16 protein-coding genes are annotated in these 14,630 nt (G+C 67.4%); 10 read left to right on the top strand and 6 right to left on the bottom strand.

Going from position 1 to position 14,630, the window contains the following annotated elements; all coding sequences use genetic code 11:
• Positions 1-71 precede the first annotated feature (71 nt).
• From HB677_RS08085 to HB677_RS08070, 4 genes are read left to right on the top strand one after another with little or no spacing between them, the layout of a single operon-like run.
• On the top strand, positions 72-824 hold the full coding sequence (locus tag HB677_RS08085) for an SOS response-associated peptidase (protein ID WP_307852521.1): 753 nt from the start codon (positions 72-74) through the stop codon (positions 822-824).
• A gap of 47 nt (positions 825-871) precedes the next feature.
• Entirely contained in the window at positions 872-1,936 is a 1,065-nt protein-coding gene (locus HB677_RS08080) for an App1 family protein (protein ID WP_213815163.1), read from the top strand.
• Entirely contained in the window at positions 1,933-2,703 is a 771-nt protein-coding gene (locus tag HB677_RS08075) for a class I SAM-dependent methyltransferase (protein ID WP_213815162.1), read from the top strand. The genes HB677_RS08080 and HB677_RS08075 overlap by 4 nt, the downstream gene beginning before the upstream one ends.
• Positions 2,704-2,740: 37 nt before the next feature.
• The gene (locus HB677_RS08070) at positions 2,741-4,555 is read left to right on the top strand and encodes a glycoside hydrolase family 15 protein (RefSeq protein WP_213815161.1); all 1,815 of its coding nucleotides are present in this window, start codon (positions 2,741-2,743) and stop codon (positions 4,553-4,555) included.
• A gap of 62 nt (positions 4,556-4,617) precedes the next feature.
• On the opposite strand, the gene HB677_RS08065 is transcribed toward HB677_RS08070, so the two are convergent.
• Positions 4,618-5,481, bottom strand: coding sequence for an aldo/keto reductase (locus tag HB677_RS08065; protein WP_213815160.1), 864 nt, complete (start codon positions 5,479-5,481; stop codon positions 4,618-4,620).
• 201 nt (positions 5,482-5,682) lie between these two features.
• Here HB677_RS08065 and HB677_RS08060 point away from each other — a divergent pair, with 201 nt between their 5' ends.
• The 3 genes from HB677_RS08060 to HB677_RS08050 all read left to right on the top strand — a co-directional run bounded on the left by HB677_RS08060 (position 5,683) and on the right by HB677_RS08050 (position 8,045).
• A complete protein-coding gene (locus HB677_RS08060) occupies positions 5,683-5,934 on the top strand; it encodes a hypothetical protein (protein WP_213815159.1) in 252 nt (83 codons plus the stop codon).
• Positions 5,935-6,002: 68 nt separating this feature from the next.
• Positions 6,003-7,049 (top strand): aromatic acid exporter family protein, encoded by a 1,047-nt coding sequence (locus HB677_RS08055; RefSeq protein ID WP_213815158.1) that lies wholly within the window; start codon positions 6,003-6,005, stop codon positions 7,047-7,049.
• A gap of 63 nt (positions 7,050-7,112) precedes the next feature.
• Positions 7,113-8,045, top strand: a complete 933-nt coding sequence (locus HB677_RS08050) for an alpha/beta fold hydrolase (RefSeq protein WP_213815157.1) — start codon at positions 7,113-7,115, stop codon at positions 8,043-8,045.
• 15 nt (positions 8,046-8,060) lie between these two features.
• On the opposite strand, the gene HB677_RS08045 is transcribed toward HB677_RS08050, so the two are convergent.
• Positions 8,061-8,546: a hypothetical protein gene (locus HB677_RS08045; protein ID WP_213815156.1), complete on the bottom strand. Its 486-nt coding sequence runs from the start codon at positions 8,544-8,546 to the stop codon at positions 8,061-8,063.
• Between the two features lie 79 nt (positions 8,547-8,625).
• Between HB677_RS08045 and HB677_RS08040 the strand changes: the two genes are divergently transcribed.
• Positions 8,626-9,459, top strand: coding sequence for a UbiA family prenyltransferase (locus tag HB677_RS08040; RefSeq protein WP_213815155.1), 834 nt, complete (start codon positions 8,626-8,628; stop codon positions 9,457-9,459).
• 15 nt (positions 9,460-9,474) lie between these two features.
• Here HB677_RS08040 and HB677_RS08035 read toward each other — a convergent pair whose 3' ends face one another.
• From HB677_RS08035 to HB677_RS08025, 3 genes are read right to left on the bottom strand one after another with little or no spacing between them, the layout of a single operon-like run.
• Positions 9,475-9,834 carry a DUF952 domain-containing protein gene (locus HB677_RS08035; RefSeq protein ID WP_213815154.1) on the bottom strand — a complete coding sequence of 120 codons (360 nt, stop codon included), beginning with the start codon at positions 9,832-9,834 and terminating at the stop codon, positions 9,475-9,477.
• Positions 9,831-11,255 (bottom strand): MFS transporter, encoded by a 1,425-nt coding sequence (locus HB677_RS08030; RefSeq protein ID WP_213815153.1) that lies wholly within the window; start codon positions 11,253-11,255, stop codon positions 9,831-9,833. The genes HB677_RS08035 and HB677_RS08030 overlap by 4 nt, the downstream gene beginning before the upstream one ends.
• Positions 11,256-11,301: 46 nt before the next feature.
• Positions 11,302-12,084 carry a triacylglycerol lipase gene (locus tag HB677_RS08025; protein WP_255546363.1) on the bottom strand — a complete coding sequence of 261 codons (783 nt, stop codon included), beginning with the start codon at positions 12,082-12,084 and terminating at the stop codon, positions 11,302-11,304.
• Positions 12,085-12,127: 43 nt separating this feature from the next.
• Here HB677_RS08025 and HB677_RS08020 point away from each other — a divergent pair, with 43 nt between their 5' ends.
• Both HB677_RS08020 and HB677_RS08015 read left to right on the top strand, forming a co-directional pair.
• A complete protein-coding gene (locus tag HB677_RS08020; protein ID WP_213815152.1) occupies positions 12,128-12,505 on the top strand; it encodes a hypothetical protein in 378 nt (125 codons plus the stop codon).
• A complete protein-coding gene (locus HB677_RS08015; protein ID WP_213815151.1) occupies positions 12,505-13,755 on the top strand; it encodes a D-arabinono-1,4-lactone oxidase in 1,251 nt (416 codons plus the stop codon). The genes HB677_RS08020 and HB677_RS08015 overlap by 1 nt, the downstream gene beginning before the upstream one ends.
• A gap of 12 nt (positions 13,756-13,767) precedes the next feature.
• Here HB677_RS08015 and HB677_RS08010 read toward each other — a convergent pair whose 3' ends face one another.
• A complete protein-coding gene (locus HB677_RS08010) occupies positions 13,768-14,604 on the bottom strand; it encodes a DUF72 domain-containing protein (RefSeq protein ID WP_213815150.1) in 837 nt (278 codons plus the stop codon).
• Between the last annotated feature and the right edge of the window lie 26 nt (positions 14,605-14,630).

Raw genomic sequence — 14,630 nt, 5'->3', positions numbered from 1 at the left:
GCCTCCTTGTTTTCTTGAGACGAGATACTACCGCGCCCCCGTTGCGGGGGCGGCAGTTTCGTTGTATCCGCATGTCGCAGGTTTTTGACAAACTAACGAGCATGTGTGGACGTTTTGTTGTGGACAAGAGATCCGACGATTTGGTCAGCCTGTTTGAGGTGGATGTCACGGGCGAGAACCTTCCCGGACCCTCCTGGAACATCGCGCCGACCCAGAAGATCGCGGTCATCATCGACGCGAAGCCGAAGGGCGATGGAGCCGATATCCCCGTGCGTCGGCTCGAGTCCGCACGATGGGGTCTCGTGCCCGGCTGGGCCTCCGATCCCAGTGCTGGCGCGCCATTGTTCAATGCCAGAAGCGAATCCGTCGCCGAAACGAAGTCATTTCAGGCAGCCGTCGCCGGGCGCCGCGCCGCGATTCCCGCCACCGGGTACTACGAGTGGATCACCCGGGATAACGTGAAAACCCCGCTCTACGTTTCGCTGCCCGACGACGAGGTGATGCTCTTCGCCGGGCTCTACGAGTGGTGGAAAAATCCGGCGGCACCCGAGGGCTCTCCCGACCGGTGGCTGCTCTCGGCAACGATTTTGACGCACCCATCGACGGGTCCGCTCGCCGAAATTCACGACAGAATGCCAGTTTTCCTCGACCCTGAGTTCGCCGCGGAGTGGCTCGACCCGTTCGAGGCCGGAGACGAGCTGCTCGTGGAACAGATCTCCGAGGCGGCCGCGGACGTTGCCGACCGGGTCGGATTCCACCCCGTCGGAACCGACGTGGGCAACGTTGCAAACAACTCCCCCGCGCTGACCGCGCCACTGGGCTGAGGTGCACGTCAGGTCGGTGGCGGTCACGGACGTGCCAGACTTACCCCATGGGCCGCTCACTTCGCAGGACTAAGGCTGCGGCCGAGCCGATCCTTCACCGGGCGGCGCGCATCGAGGATGCGCTTCACGACTTCAGGGAAAAGCGGGCCCGCAAGCGGGGGCTGACGGCGACCGTCATTCCGTACACCGGTTACGGCGGCAAAGGCTGGGCGCGGGTGTTGTGCCGGGTGCTGCTGACAAAGCCTGGTCCCCCCGAGAGCTCCGAACAGGCGAGGTACCGCAACATTCGCGGCTGGCGCAGCTTCACGAGCGTTCCCGTCGACGATATTCCCGTTCTCGTCTCTGCCGGAGGGCGCGAGTTCACCGTCACTGCCGACCGTGGCGGCGTCGTTGACGTCCGCATCGAAGTGGACCTCCCCCAGGGCTGGAACACAATTCAGCTCAGCACCGAGGACTCACCTGTTGTCGAGGCATCCATCTATGTCGTCGATCCGACGGCCAGGTTCGGCGTGGTGTCGGACGTGGATGACACGGTCATGGTCACCGCTCTTCCCCGCCCCTTCCTCGCGGCATGGAACACGTTCGTGCTCGACGAGCACGCGCGTCGCCCCGTGCCGGGCATGTCCGTGCTCTACGAACGGCTCACCCGTGCCCACCCGGGCTCCCCCGTGCTCTACCTCTCCACCGGAGCATGGAACGTCGCCCCGACCCTGAGCCGGTTCCTGTCACGCAACCTCTACCCCGCTGGCCCCCTGCTGCTCACCGACTGGGGACCGACCCACGACCGCTGGTTCCGCAGCGGACGCGAGCACAAGCGCGACACGTTGCGCCGGCTGTCTGCGGAGTTCCCCGACATCCGCTGGCTCCTGATCGGCGACGACGGCCAGCACGACGAAGAGCTGTACAGCGAGTTCCTCAGTGACCACCCGGGCAATGTCGCGGCCGTCTGCATCCGGCAGCTGTCCAACAGCGAGGCTGTATTCGCCGGCGGTCGCAGCATGGCGGATGCGCACAACGCGAACGGGATGGCCTGGATGTACGCACCCGACGGCGCCGGACTGTCCGAGCACCTCACGAACGCGGGCATCCTCCCCAAGGAGCTCCTGCCGTGAGTCGGTTCAGCGACGGTTCTGCCGGTGACGCCAACTACGCGGTGATCGGGGAGGGCTACGCGAAGATCCGCCAGCCCGACCCCCGGATTGCCGCCGCGATCCTCGACGCGCTCGGGGATGCCCGCACGGTGCTGAACGTGGGCGCCGGCGCCGGGTCGTATGAACCCACCGATCGCGAGGTTACGGCGGTCGAGCCATCCGCTTCCATGCGCGCGCAGCGGCCCCCGCACCTGACCCGAGCCATTGACGGAACGTCGGACCACCTCCCCTTCGCGGACAACGCCTTCGACGCGGCCATGGCCAGCGTGACGGTGCACCAGTGGCCGGAGCTCGAGAAAGGACTCGGCGAAATGCGTCGGGTCACGAGCGGTCCGGTTGCGATCCTGACCATTGACCCCGCGCCGCCCGTGCACTGGTGGCTCATGGACTACGCGCCCGAATTCTTCGAGGTCGAGGGACGACGGATGCCCCGGCTGGAGCGCATCGCGGACGCCCTCGGCGGTGACACCGACATCCGCACCGTGCCCGTTCCCGTTGACAGCACCGACGGCTTCGCCCAGGCCTTCTTTGGGCGACCGGAACGCCTGCTCGAGCCCGAGGTGCGACGCGCAACCTCCGCGTGGAGCTTCATCGGCGGGGAGGCCGTCACCCGGTTCGAGAACCGCCTGCGGGAGGATCTCGCCTCCGGGGCCTGGGACCACGCCCACGGAAATCTGCGCACAACGCCGTCGTTTGACGTCGGCATGCGGCTTGTCGTCAGCCGCTGATCAGTTTCACAGCACATTCATCAGTGAGGATGGGCGTATGCCCCTGAACATCGAGGATTACGCCCTCATCGGAGACACGCACACCGGAGCGCTCGTGGGCCGCAACGGGTCGATCGACTGGTTGTGTCTCCCGCGCTTCGACTCGGCCTCCGTCTTCGGTGCGATCCTCGGTTCGGAGGACCACGGGCGATGGTTGCTCGCTCCCGCGGACTCGTCGGCCACCGCCACCCGCGACTACCTGCCCGACACGTTTGTGCTCTCCACTCGCTGGGTGACGCAGAGCGGCGTCGTCGAGGTGACCGACTTCATGCCGCACGGCGACCGCAGGGCGGACATCGTGCGCCGCGTTCGCGGCATCTCGGGTGTCGTCGAGATGCGCCAGGACCTGCGCATGCGGTTCGACTATGCGGCTGCCATCCCCTGGGTGCGCCAGGCACCCCACGAGGGAGGAAATGCGCTGATCGCCGTGGCCGGTCCGGATGCGCTCGTCATCCGCGGCCCGCGTCTGCACCCCAACGACCACTTCCACTCCGCCGAATTCGCGATCGCCGAGGGAGAGACTGTCGACATCGTGATGACCTGGTACCCGGCGCACCGCCAGCCGCCCGAGGCCAAGGACGTCGACGCGCAGCTGGAGCACACCATCGGCTGGTGGCGGGACTGGGCGTCGTCCTCCGTCGTTCCCGCGCGATACGCCTCCATCGTGCACCGCTCCCTCCTCGTGCTGCGCGCCCTCACTCACGAAGACACCGGTGGAATCGTGGCGGCGGCCACCACGAGCCTTCCCGAACAGATCGGCGGCGGCCGCAACTGGGACTACCGCTACGTCTGGCTCCGCGACGCGTCCCTCACCCTGGACGTGCTCATCGGACACGGGTTCGCGAGCGAGGCAAACTCCTGGCGCAACTGGCTGCTGCGCGCCATCGCGGGAGACCCCGCCGACGTGCAGATCATGTACGGCCTGTCCGGGGAGAGGCGCCTCACCGAGTGGGAGGTGCCGACCCTCCCCGGGTATCGCAACTCCAGCCCCGTCCGGGTCGGCAACGACGCGTACGTTCAGTACCAGGGCGACATCTTCGGCGAGGTGTTGCGCGCGCTCGAAAACGCCCGCGTCGCCGGCGTCAAGGAGACCGATTTCTCCTGGTCACTGCAGCGGGCGCTGCTGCAGTTTGTCGAGGACAACTGGCGTCGGCCCGACAACGGCATCTGGGAGATCCGCGGGCCCGAGCGCGAATTCACCCACTCCCGCGTCATGCTCTGGTCGGCCCTCGACTGCGGCATCCGCGCGGTGCGCGAACACGGACTGCGCGGACCCGTCTCTCGCTGGGTCAAGCTGCGCGATGAACTCGCAGAGGAGATCCACACCCGCGGATTCGATGAGACCATCGGCAGCTACACGCAGTACTACGGCAGCGGCACGGTGGACGCCTCATTGCTGCAGATGGTGCAGGTGGGCTTCATTGCAGCGGATGACCCGCGCATGCTCGGTACCGTCGCGCGCATCGAGTCCGAACTCATGCAGGACGGTCTTCTCGCCCGCTACCGCACCCAGTCCGGCGTTGATGGTCTCGCCGGCGGGGAACACCCGTTCCTCGCCTGCTCCTTCTGGCTCGTCGAGCAGTACGCCGCCTCGCACCGACTCGCCGACGCCACGGAACTCATGGACCGCCTCGTGAGCTACAGCAATGACGTGGGACTGCTCAGCGAAGAGTATGACGTGCAGGGCAAGCGCCTTGTCGGCAACTTCCCGCAGGCCCTGTCACACCTCGCCCTCGTACGGGCTGCCGACGCCATTGATGCGGCGGAGAAGCGCACAACCCAGCAGGCTGCACAAACCCGTCACGCCGGTTAACGGCCGCGGTCGGGCACCGGGTGGGTGCCCGACCGCGGTCGGCGTGCTGGCGCGAATCGCTGTTATTCGCCGATCGCCGACAGTTCGGCGAACTCATCGTCGGTCAGCTGGATGTCCGCCGCCGCGACGTTGTCGTTGAGGTGATCGACGCTCGCGGTGCCGGGGATCGGCAGAATCACCGGTGAGCGACGCAGCAGCCAGGCGAGGGCGAGCTGGGATGCGGATGACCCGTGGCGCGCTGCGACCTCGTCGAGCGGGCCGCCGGCCTTGGCGAGCTTGCCGGTGGCGAGCGGGAACCACGGAATGAAGGCGATGTTGTTCGCCTCGGCGTACTCGAGGAGAGGCTCCGCCGTGCGGGTGGCGAGGTTGAACATGTTCTGCACCGACACGATCGTCGCGAGCTTCTGGGCGGCCTTCAGCTCGTCGACCGTCACCTCGCTGAGACCGAGGTGGCGGATCTTGCCCTCGGACTGCATGGCCACGAGTTCCCCCAGCTGGTCTTCGAGGGCAACCTTCGGGTCGATCCGGTGCAGCTGCAGCAGGTCGATCTGCTCGACACCGAGGTGACGCAGGTTGAGCTCGACCTGCTGGCGCAGGTACTCGGGGCGTCCGACGGGGATCCACTTGTTGGGACCCTGGCGTGTGAAGCCCACCTTGGTGGCGATGACCAGATCGTCGGCGTACGGGTGCAACGCCTCGCGGATCAGGTGGTCGGCCACAAACGGGCCGTAGGAGTCGGCGGTGTCGATCAGGGTGATTCCCAGTTCGACGGTGCGACGGAGCACCCGAATGGCGTTCTCCGGGTCGCGCGAGGGACCCCACACGCCGGCTCCGGGGAGCTGCATGACTCCGTAGCCCAGGCGATGGACGGGGAGGTCGGATCCGATGGAGAAGCTTCCGGATGCCGCGGCTGATTGTTTTGTCATGGTCCAACGGTACGCCGAAATAATCGACCACATTAATACTTGCCAGATGACCCCTCAATGGGGCACGGTGCCGATTGACCCCAAACATGACGGCTGATAGTTTTTTGCTTGCTGGTTCGATGTCCTCTCTTTGGAGGACATTGCTCCCCACGACGTTGTACCCGACAGCGTCGGTTCCTACCCGAAAGGAACTGCCAGCGCATGCCCATTTCAGTATCTGCACGTTCCGTGGCCGGTAATACTCCGGCCCACCGCATTCGCACGCCCCTGTTGATCACGCTCGCTGCCTCGGCAGTCGTCGCTGTCTCCCTGGTGGTCGGTAGCGCGCTTACCCCGCCGCCAGCCGCCTCTGCGACGACGTCCGACCCCGACCCCATGTCGTACACCGAACATGAGCTCGACGGAACCCAGCTCCCTACCCTGGAGCTCGACGAGAGCGATCAACTGCCCTAACCCCGCGTTCCCGCAGCGGTGACCTGTCCGCCGAGGTCGCCGCAGCGGGAGCCGGATAGCCTTGGGTCGTGAAGATTCCGGCTACCCTCCGCCTCCAGACCAGGTCGTCCCTGCCGCAGGTACTGAAGACCTCGGTGGCCGCAATCGCCTCCTGGTTGCTTGCCGCGGTGCTCCTGGGCCAGCCACTGCCCATCTTCGCCGCCATCGCCGCCCTGCTCGTCGTGCAGCCGAGTCTCACCCAATCGCTCGCGCGTGGAATCGAGCGCAGCATCGGCGTCATCCTCGGCGTGCTGCTCGCCGAGACCATCGGGTACTTCTTCGGATCCGCCAGCTGGATCGTGCTCTCGGTGATCGTGATTTCGCTGCTTCTCGCGTGGTTGCTCCGGCTCGGACCGGCCTCGGCCAACCAGATCCCGATCAGCGCCATGCTCGTGCTCGTCGTGGGGTCACAGACGCCCGCGTACGCCTTTGACCGGATCCTCGAGACCATTCTCGGGGCCGCCGTCGCCCTGGCCGTCAACATTCTCATCGTGCCGCCGGTGACGGTGGCGCCGGCCCACGCCGCGGTTGCGCGACTGCTGCGGGAGAGCGCCGCGAGCCTCGACCTGCTGGCGACGACACTGCGGACCCCGCAGGACGCCGCAAGCCTCACGGCCCTCATGACCCAGGTGCGCACGCTGCCCGGGCTTCGCGATGTGGCAACGGCGGCCGTGGCATCCGGATCCGACAGCCTGACCATGAACCCGCGCAAGGGACGCAACCGTCAGGTGCTGGAACGCGACACCGAACTGTTGCGTCGCCTCAGCGTGCTGGTGAACCGCATCGTGGGCATGGCGCGGGCACTGCACGACCGGTACGACGACGACCTGCACGTCGAGCCGACGGTCGCCGACATAGCCAGGGAGCTCACCCGGGCGGCCCACGACCTGCGGCTCCTCGGTCACGGCGGCGAGGGTACGGATGACGCGTCCGTGCAGCAGATCGTCGAGCCGCCGGCGCTCACGGCTCCGCTCTCGATTGCCCGGCCGCACCCGCGGCACTGGGTACTGATCGGCTCACTCGTCGAAGACATGCGCCGGGTGCGCGAGGAAATCGTCGGCGCGATCGACGGCTGAGCGGCACGGGGACACGGCGCTCAGATTGCACGAGCACGGGCGTACCCACTAGGTTCAACCCCGATGACAACGAGGACGCGACTTCCGGGCTATGCGCCCCTCGGTCTCACGACGAACGCCGCGGAGCTCGGGCTGACCGAGACCACCGTGCGCAGCGAACTCGGCTCTGCCGTCGCCCGGTCGCGCCGGACAAGCCCGTCGCCCCGCGCGACGATCTTCCTGCACGGCGCCGCCGGTTCCTGGACCACCTGGACGCCGCTGCTCGAGACCGCCGGGTCGCTGGGCATCACCGTGCACAATCCGGTGCTGCTCGACCTGCCCGGCTGGGGTGACGGATCGCTCACCGCGAGCGGGGAACACGTCGCGATCGAGGCCGTCTGCTCGCTCGTCAAGGACTGCGCAGAGGAGCTGGGTTTCACGGAGTGGGACATCGTCGGTCACTCCATGGGTGGCTTCATCGCGCTCCACCTGGCATCGCTGTGGCCACAGAACGTGATGTCGGTCGGCGTTGTGTCCGCGACCGGAGGCTCCGTCATCTCCAGCGTCGAGCACCCCATCCGAAACTTCCGCGCCCTTCCCGGGTTCATCCTCCTCTGGCAGGGGATGCGCCTGCTCGCACCCCTGGGCAAGGCCGGCACGGCATTCGTGCGGGCGCTGCGGGCGGTCGGACTCCTGCGTTTCATGGTGACGCCGCTGTTCCGCCATCCGCTGTCCATCGACGCGTCCGTTGTCGATGCGCTTGCCACCGAACTGCGTCCCCGTCCCTTTACCCTCGCCGCAGAGATCGCGCGTGGCTACGACGCCGACGCGCGCTGGGCGATGATCGAGTGCCCGGTGCGCGCCGTGAAGGGCGACGATGACGTATTCTCGACCGCTGCGGATCTTGCGCAGCTGGGACGGGCGCTGCCGGACAGCGTGCGCACGATCATCGCCGACTGCGGACACTTTGCCGCGGTGGAGCGTCCCGACGAGGTGCTGGTCGCGCTCGGGTATTAGCTCACCAGAGAGCTATTACGCCTGACGACTGGGGGCCAGCCAGGTGAGCGAGGCGAAGTCTTCGGGGCTGAGACCGAACTCGGTCGCCCCGCGGGCGATCTTGGCGCGCAATTCTGGCTGACCCGAACCGTCCCGCACTATGACGTCGATTCCGGCGGGCGTGAACAGGGTGCGGGCGAACCGCAACACGACGATGCTGGCGTCGTCGCTGACGCCCACGACCGACCAGTGGCTCGCGGCGACGCGAAGGAGGCCACGGCCGCGCCAGACGAACGTGTCACCCTGCAGACGATCGACGCCGCGCACGTGACCGCGTTCGCCGGTCTTCTTGGTGAACGAGACATCGTCGCCCAGCACGAGCGGGTCCGGCGAGATCAGGGTGTAGGTGAACTGCGGGTCGGTGCGGTCGCCACCGAGCCACATGGGGAAGTTCGTGGCGGCGACTGTCCAGGTTCCCGGGAGAAGTGAAGCAAGTGTCTGGTCGTCCCCGGCGTCGCGCATCAGACCAACTTAGCCTCTCGAACGTCGCCGAACCTGTCAGATCCCACACCCCACCGACACCGCCCCATACGATTGCCCAATGCCCAACAAAGCGGTGGCGCTCGCGCTGTCAACTCACCCCGGTCCCGCACTGGCGGTGACGGCGATCACGGCGCTGCTCGGCGCCGGTCTCGGCTTCGATCCGGGTCGCCTGACCCTGCTCGGGCTGATGATGCTTGCCAACCAGGCATCGGTGGGCCTGTCGAACGACTGGATCGATGCGGAACGCGATCGTGCCGTCGGCCGCACCGACAAGCCGATCGCGCGCGGCTGGGTGAGCGCGCCCGCCGTACGGACGGCGGCGTTCGCCACGGCGGCCGCCAGCGTGCTGCTGAGCCTCCCGCTTGGCGCCGGGACGCTCGCCACCAACCTGCTCTTCATCGCGTCCGCATGGGCGTACAACGCGTGGCTTAAGCGGTCGGTGTTCTCGATCCTCCCGTACATCGTGAGCTTCGGCGTGCTTCCCCTCATCGTCACGCTCGCCGGGGTGCGGCCTGCCGCCGCGGCATGGTGGGCCCTCATCGCCGGCGCGCTGCTCGGCGTTGCCGCACACATCGCCAACGTGCTGCCGGACCTCGACGACGACAGACGCACCGGCGTGCAGGGGTTCGCCCATCGCCTCGGACGCCGTGTCGCCGGCGTGACGACCTACGCCTCCCTAACTGTCGCATCGGCGTTCGTCGTCTTCGGGCCCGGTGGCACCCCGGACATCGCGGGCTGGACCGGCCTCGGCCTCACCGTGGTGATCGCCGTCATCGGCATCTCCCTGGCGATCACGAGACCACCGAGTCGCCTGCTCTTCCAGCTCATCCTGGGGGCAGCAGTCATCAACGTCGCGCTCCTCGCGCTGAGCGGCAGCAAGCTGCTCGCCTGACGCCGCCGGCGATCGTCAGTCGGCGAGGAACGCGGTGATGTCCTCGATCTGGTCGAGGGTGACAGGGACGACCTCGCGCACGAACGCGGGGAGGATCGGCCCGTAGATGTGCGGATACTCCTGCCCGTTCTTCGCGCGCTCGTAGAGCACGTCGGTCCCGGCATCCCGAACCTGCGTGTCATCCATCACGAGCATGACGAGCGGGGTGGATGACCCGGTCCACACCCTGCGCGCGGTCGCCGCCACCTGGTGCCGGGTCGACGCGTGGATGAAGCCCTCCTGGGCGAGGGTGGCTTCGCGGCTGGAGACGCGGTACTCCCCCGCGGCGACGGCCTCGGCCCAGTCCGCCGCCCGGGCGATGTGCAGGATGATCACGACTGAGCGCCGGTGGAATCGGGTGTGGCGGTGCTGGCTCCGGCTGAGGCTCCGGCCTCGCTGGTGGCGCGCGGGGCGTGCTTCGGGTTCTGGATGCCGATGGCCGATACCACCCCTCCCACGATGAGGAGACCAGCGGTGGCGATGAGACCGCGGTGGAAGCCGTCGGTATCGAGGGTCTCCCCCACGATGAGTCCGGTGAGCGCCACGGCAATCAGACCGGCGACGCGGCTGACCGCGTTGTTGATGGCGGAGCCGATGCCCGACTGCGTTTCGGAGATCGAGCCGAGGATCGCGGCGGTGAGCGGAGCGACGGTCGCCGACAGTCCGACGGCGAAGAGCAGCACCCCGGGGAAGATCTGCGACCAGTAATTGACGTCCTTGTCGGCGGTGAGCATGAGCAGGTATCCGATGCCGGCGAGGATCGGACCGGCCGCCATGAAGAGGCGGGGTCCGTACTTGCCGGACAGCGTGCCGAAGTAGGAGGACGCGACGATGTTGATGATCGTCATGGGCAGCAGGGCGAGGGCGGCGAGCGTCGCGGGGAAACCGGCGACCTCCTGCAGGAAGAGCACCACCACAAAGCCACCGAGGGACAGCGCGCCGTAAATGAAGGTCGTGGCGACGTTGCCGACCCAGAAGTTGCGGACGGTGAACAGCCCGAGCGGCATGAGGGGCTGCCTGGCAACCCGCTGGCGCCAGATGAAGGCGGCGAACGCGACGAGCCCGAGGATCATCGGCAGCAGCACGGCGGGGCTCTGCCAGCCGAGGTTGCCCTGCTCGATGAGGGCGAACACGGGACCACCGAGACCCAGCACACAGAGCGCCGCACCGAGATAGTCGATGTGCACCCCGGCCACGCGGGTGTCCTTCTGCTTGAGGATCGCGAGCAGGTAGAGGGTGATCGCGATCGGGATCACGTTGATGGCGAAGACCCAGCGCCAGCTGAGGTAGTCGACGAAGAGACCGCCGAGCAGCGGTCCCGCGAGGAACGCGGTACTCGTCCAGGCCGTCCACTGGCCGATGGCCTTGGACTGTTCGGCACCACGGAACGCGGAAAGAATGATCGCGAGCGAGCTGGGCACGAGAAGCGCCCCGGCGATGCCCTGCAGGCCACGCGAGACGATGAGGAACTCCGGGAACGGCGAGATCGCGCAGAGGATCGAGGTGATCCCGAATCCAATGAGCCCGATGCGGAGGATGAGGATGCGTCCGAGCACGTCCGACAGCGACCCTGCCAACAGAATGAGCGACCCAAGAGTGATCAGGTAGGCGTCGACGACCCACTGCTGCACCGACAGCCCGCCACCCAGCTCCCGGACGATAGCCGGCAGCGCCACGTTGATGACGCTGCCATCGAGGAACGCCACGAACGAGGCGAGAACCGCGATGGCGAGGATGAGTCGCTGATGTTTGTGCACCAGCCAAGTAAACACCGCGGGCGCCAGCCACCGCTGGCCCGGTCACCTAATTGCGGGCGGCACTTTCGATGAGGTCGAGCACCTGGCGCATGCCCAGCAGCCGGAAGTGGCCGCCGACCGGAACCTCGATGTTTCTCGCGCCCGCAAGGCGACTGCCCTCGGGAATATGCGGGTCGAAGGTGGAGTAGATCGAGGTGATGCGGGAGTTTGCGGCGGCGTTCGCGGCGAGCTTGAGGATCGTCTCCTCGGTGGGGGCGAAATCGCGCAGCGGCCCGCGCGAAATGTAGCGGGCGTGCCGGGATCCGGCGAAGGGCGAGTTGACGGCGATCAGGCGCGAGATGCGGCCTTGCGGGGCATCCGCCCCTCGCGCCTCGTCGGCTTCTTCGACGACCATCATGTGCTTGCCGACGACGCCGCCCTTGCTGTGGGCGACGATGATCACCTCCCGCAGGTCGCGCTCGACGAGCAGAGCGTGGGCCCGTGCCGCGGTCGCCGGGATCGACACCAGGTTGTAGCCGAGGTCGGGAACGACATGCACGGGATGACCCGCGCGGTGTAGCATCTCGGCGGCCGGCCGCAGAAACTGCCACGTTTCGTAGACGCCCGGCAACACCAGAACCGGGGCGAGATGTCCGCTCTGCAGGGAGGACGCGTCCCATCCCCCGGCAAGGTGACGCAGCTGCCAGTAGCTGGCGTACGCCTGGTCGCGCCAGAACGACACGGAGCGGGCGAGAAGGACGCGGAGGTTGCCGGTCAAACTTCCGCCGGAGCGCCGGCCGCGATACCGTAATGCGTCACGCGATGCCGCGGGTCGGGTCATCCGGGACATCGCATCATTCTAGAACCGCGCCCGAGGGTGCAGAATTGTTGCCATGTCCAACATTTACCAGCCCGGTGTGTGCAACATCGGTCCCGCGGAGATTCGCTCCCGTCGCCTCACCGGCATCGTCGGTGCCGTTCTGACCGTCGTTCTGTTCGTCGTCTTCGTGGTGACGAGCGTGCCGACGCCGTGGAGACTGTTCATCCTGATTCCCGCGGGAATGGGGGCGGCCGGGTTCCTGCAGGCGGGGCTGCACTTCTGTGCCCGCTTCGGAATGGCCGGCCTGTTCAACTTCGGTGACGACACGAAGACGCACGAGCAGGTCTACGAGCAGGAGTACCGCCGCAAGGACCAGCGCAAGGCCATCATCATCCTCGTCGGGTCCGCGCTCATCGCCGTCGCGGCCTTCGTGATCACCGCGGTCGTCTGATGAGCGACATCGGAAGCAACTGGGCAAACAGCCACCACTACGGCGCCGCGTCGCTGCAGCGGCCCACCACCGTCGACGAGGTGCAGGCGATCGTGCGCCGGGGAACGAAGGTGCGGGCGCTGGGCTCACGGCATTCCTTTACCGACATCGCCGACACCACCGGTGACCTCGTCACCCTCGAGGGACTCGATCCCTCCATCGTTGTGGATACCGAGGCCGGCACGGTGACGGTGGCCGCGGGCATCCGCTACGGCGAACTCGCCGAACGGCTGCACGACGAGGGCTGGGCGCTGCACAACCTCGCCTCTCTCCCCCACATCTCGGTCGCCGGCGCCGTCGCCACCGCGACCCACGGTTCGGGCGACCGCAACGGCAACCTTGCCACCGCGGTCGCGGCCTTCGACTTCGTCGACGGCACGGGCGAGCTCGTGCACCTCGAACGCGGCGACGCCGACTTCGACGGCGCGGTCGTCGGCCTCGGCGCGCTCGGCATCGTCACGAGCGTCATGCTCGACGTGCAGCCGACCTACGAGGTGCGTCAGGACGTCTTCACCGACCTCACCTGGGACAACCTGCTGGCGAACTTCGACGGCGTCACCTCCAGCGCCTATAGCGTCAGCGTCTTCACCGACTGGCTGGGCGACACCATCGGCGGCACGTGGCTCAAGTCGCGGATGGATGCCTCGGCTCCGCCGCTCACTCTCTTCGGAGCACCGCGCCAGACGCGCGAGATGCACCCGCTGCCGCTGCAGGAGTCGACCAACACCACGACGCAGGGCGGAATCCCGGGACCCTGGAGCGACAGGCTCGCCCACTTCAAGCTCGGGTACACGCCGAGCAACGGCGATGAGCTGCAGAGCGAATACCTCGTGCCGCGGCGGAGCATCCTTCCCGCCCTGCGGCAGCTGCGCGCGATGGGTGACAGGATCGCGCCGCTCCTGCTCATCACCGAGCTGCGCACCATGAAGGCCGACACCCTCTGGATGAGCGGCGCCTATGACCGGGACACGGTCGGCATCCACTTCACCTGGAAGAAGCTGCCGGACGAGGTGCGCGCGCTGCTTCCCGCCATCGAGGCGATCCTGCTGCCCCTGGGCGCCCGGCCCCACTGGGGCAAGGTGTTCACTGCCACCGCGGAGCAGATCGAGCCGCTGTATCCCCGCCTGAACGACTTCCGCGCGCTCGTGCGGAAATACGACCCGAACGGGGTGTTCGGAAACGACTTCCTCGCGCGCACGCTCGGGCTGTAGGGCGCGGCTGCCTCAGCCGGCGAGACGCGTCATGAGTGACATGGCGTCGTAGGGGGCACGCACCTTCACGTCGTTGTCGAAGTAGACGAAGGCGTCGCGCCCCGGGGCATCCGCTCGCCCACCGTTCGTCATCCACCCCCGGATGTCGGCGGCCCAGCGATCGAGCGCCTCCGCTGTGTAGCCGCTCGTGTACAGTTCATCGGCGCCGTGCAGCCGCAGGTAGACGAAGTCGCTGGTGACGTGGCGCAGCAGCGGCCACTTGCCGGCGGTGTCCGCGACGACGGGGGCGACGTCGTGCGCACGCAGCAGCTCGGGAACCTCCGGCGACTCGAAGCTCGCGTGGCGCACCTCGAGGGCGTGCCGCAGGGGACGATCCTCCGTCGCGTGCAGCCACGCGCGGTCATCGAGGCGCTCGTCGTGCCGGCGGGCAAGGGCGAGGGCTTCGCCGGTGGAGCGTGGGAGCTGGGCGAAGAAGGTCTCCAGCTGCTCTGCATCGAATGGATGCCTCGGCGGGAGCTGCCACAGCGTCGGTCCGAGCTTCTCGCGCAGCGCCAGCACGCCCGAGGCGTAAAAGTTGGCGAGGGGCGTCGCCGCGTTACGCAGGTGCAACATGTGGGTGATGTATCGCGGACCCTTGACCGAGAACATGAAGGTCTCGGGGGTCTCGTCGTACCAGCGGAGAAAGCTGGACGGCAGCTGCAGGGAGTAAAACGAGCCGTTGATCTCGATGGACGACAGGTGCTCGGAGGCGTAAGCGAGCTCGCTGCGCTGCGGCAGCCCCTTCGGATAAAAGTCACCGCGCCACGGCGGATAACGCCAGCCCGAGATGCCCACGCGCGCGGTTGCCATGCTTCGACGCTAGCGCCGGTGCATAC

The organism is Glaciihabitans sp. dw_435 (assembly GCF_018449675.1).
Lineage (GTDB): Bacteria > Actinomycetota > Actinomycetes > Actinomycetales > Microbacteriaceae > Glaciihabitans.
The sequence above is the reverse complement of the archived record's forward strand: the minus strand, read 5'-3'. Positions and strand labels throughout refer to the sequence as shown.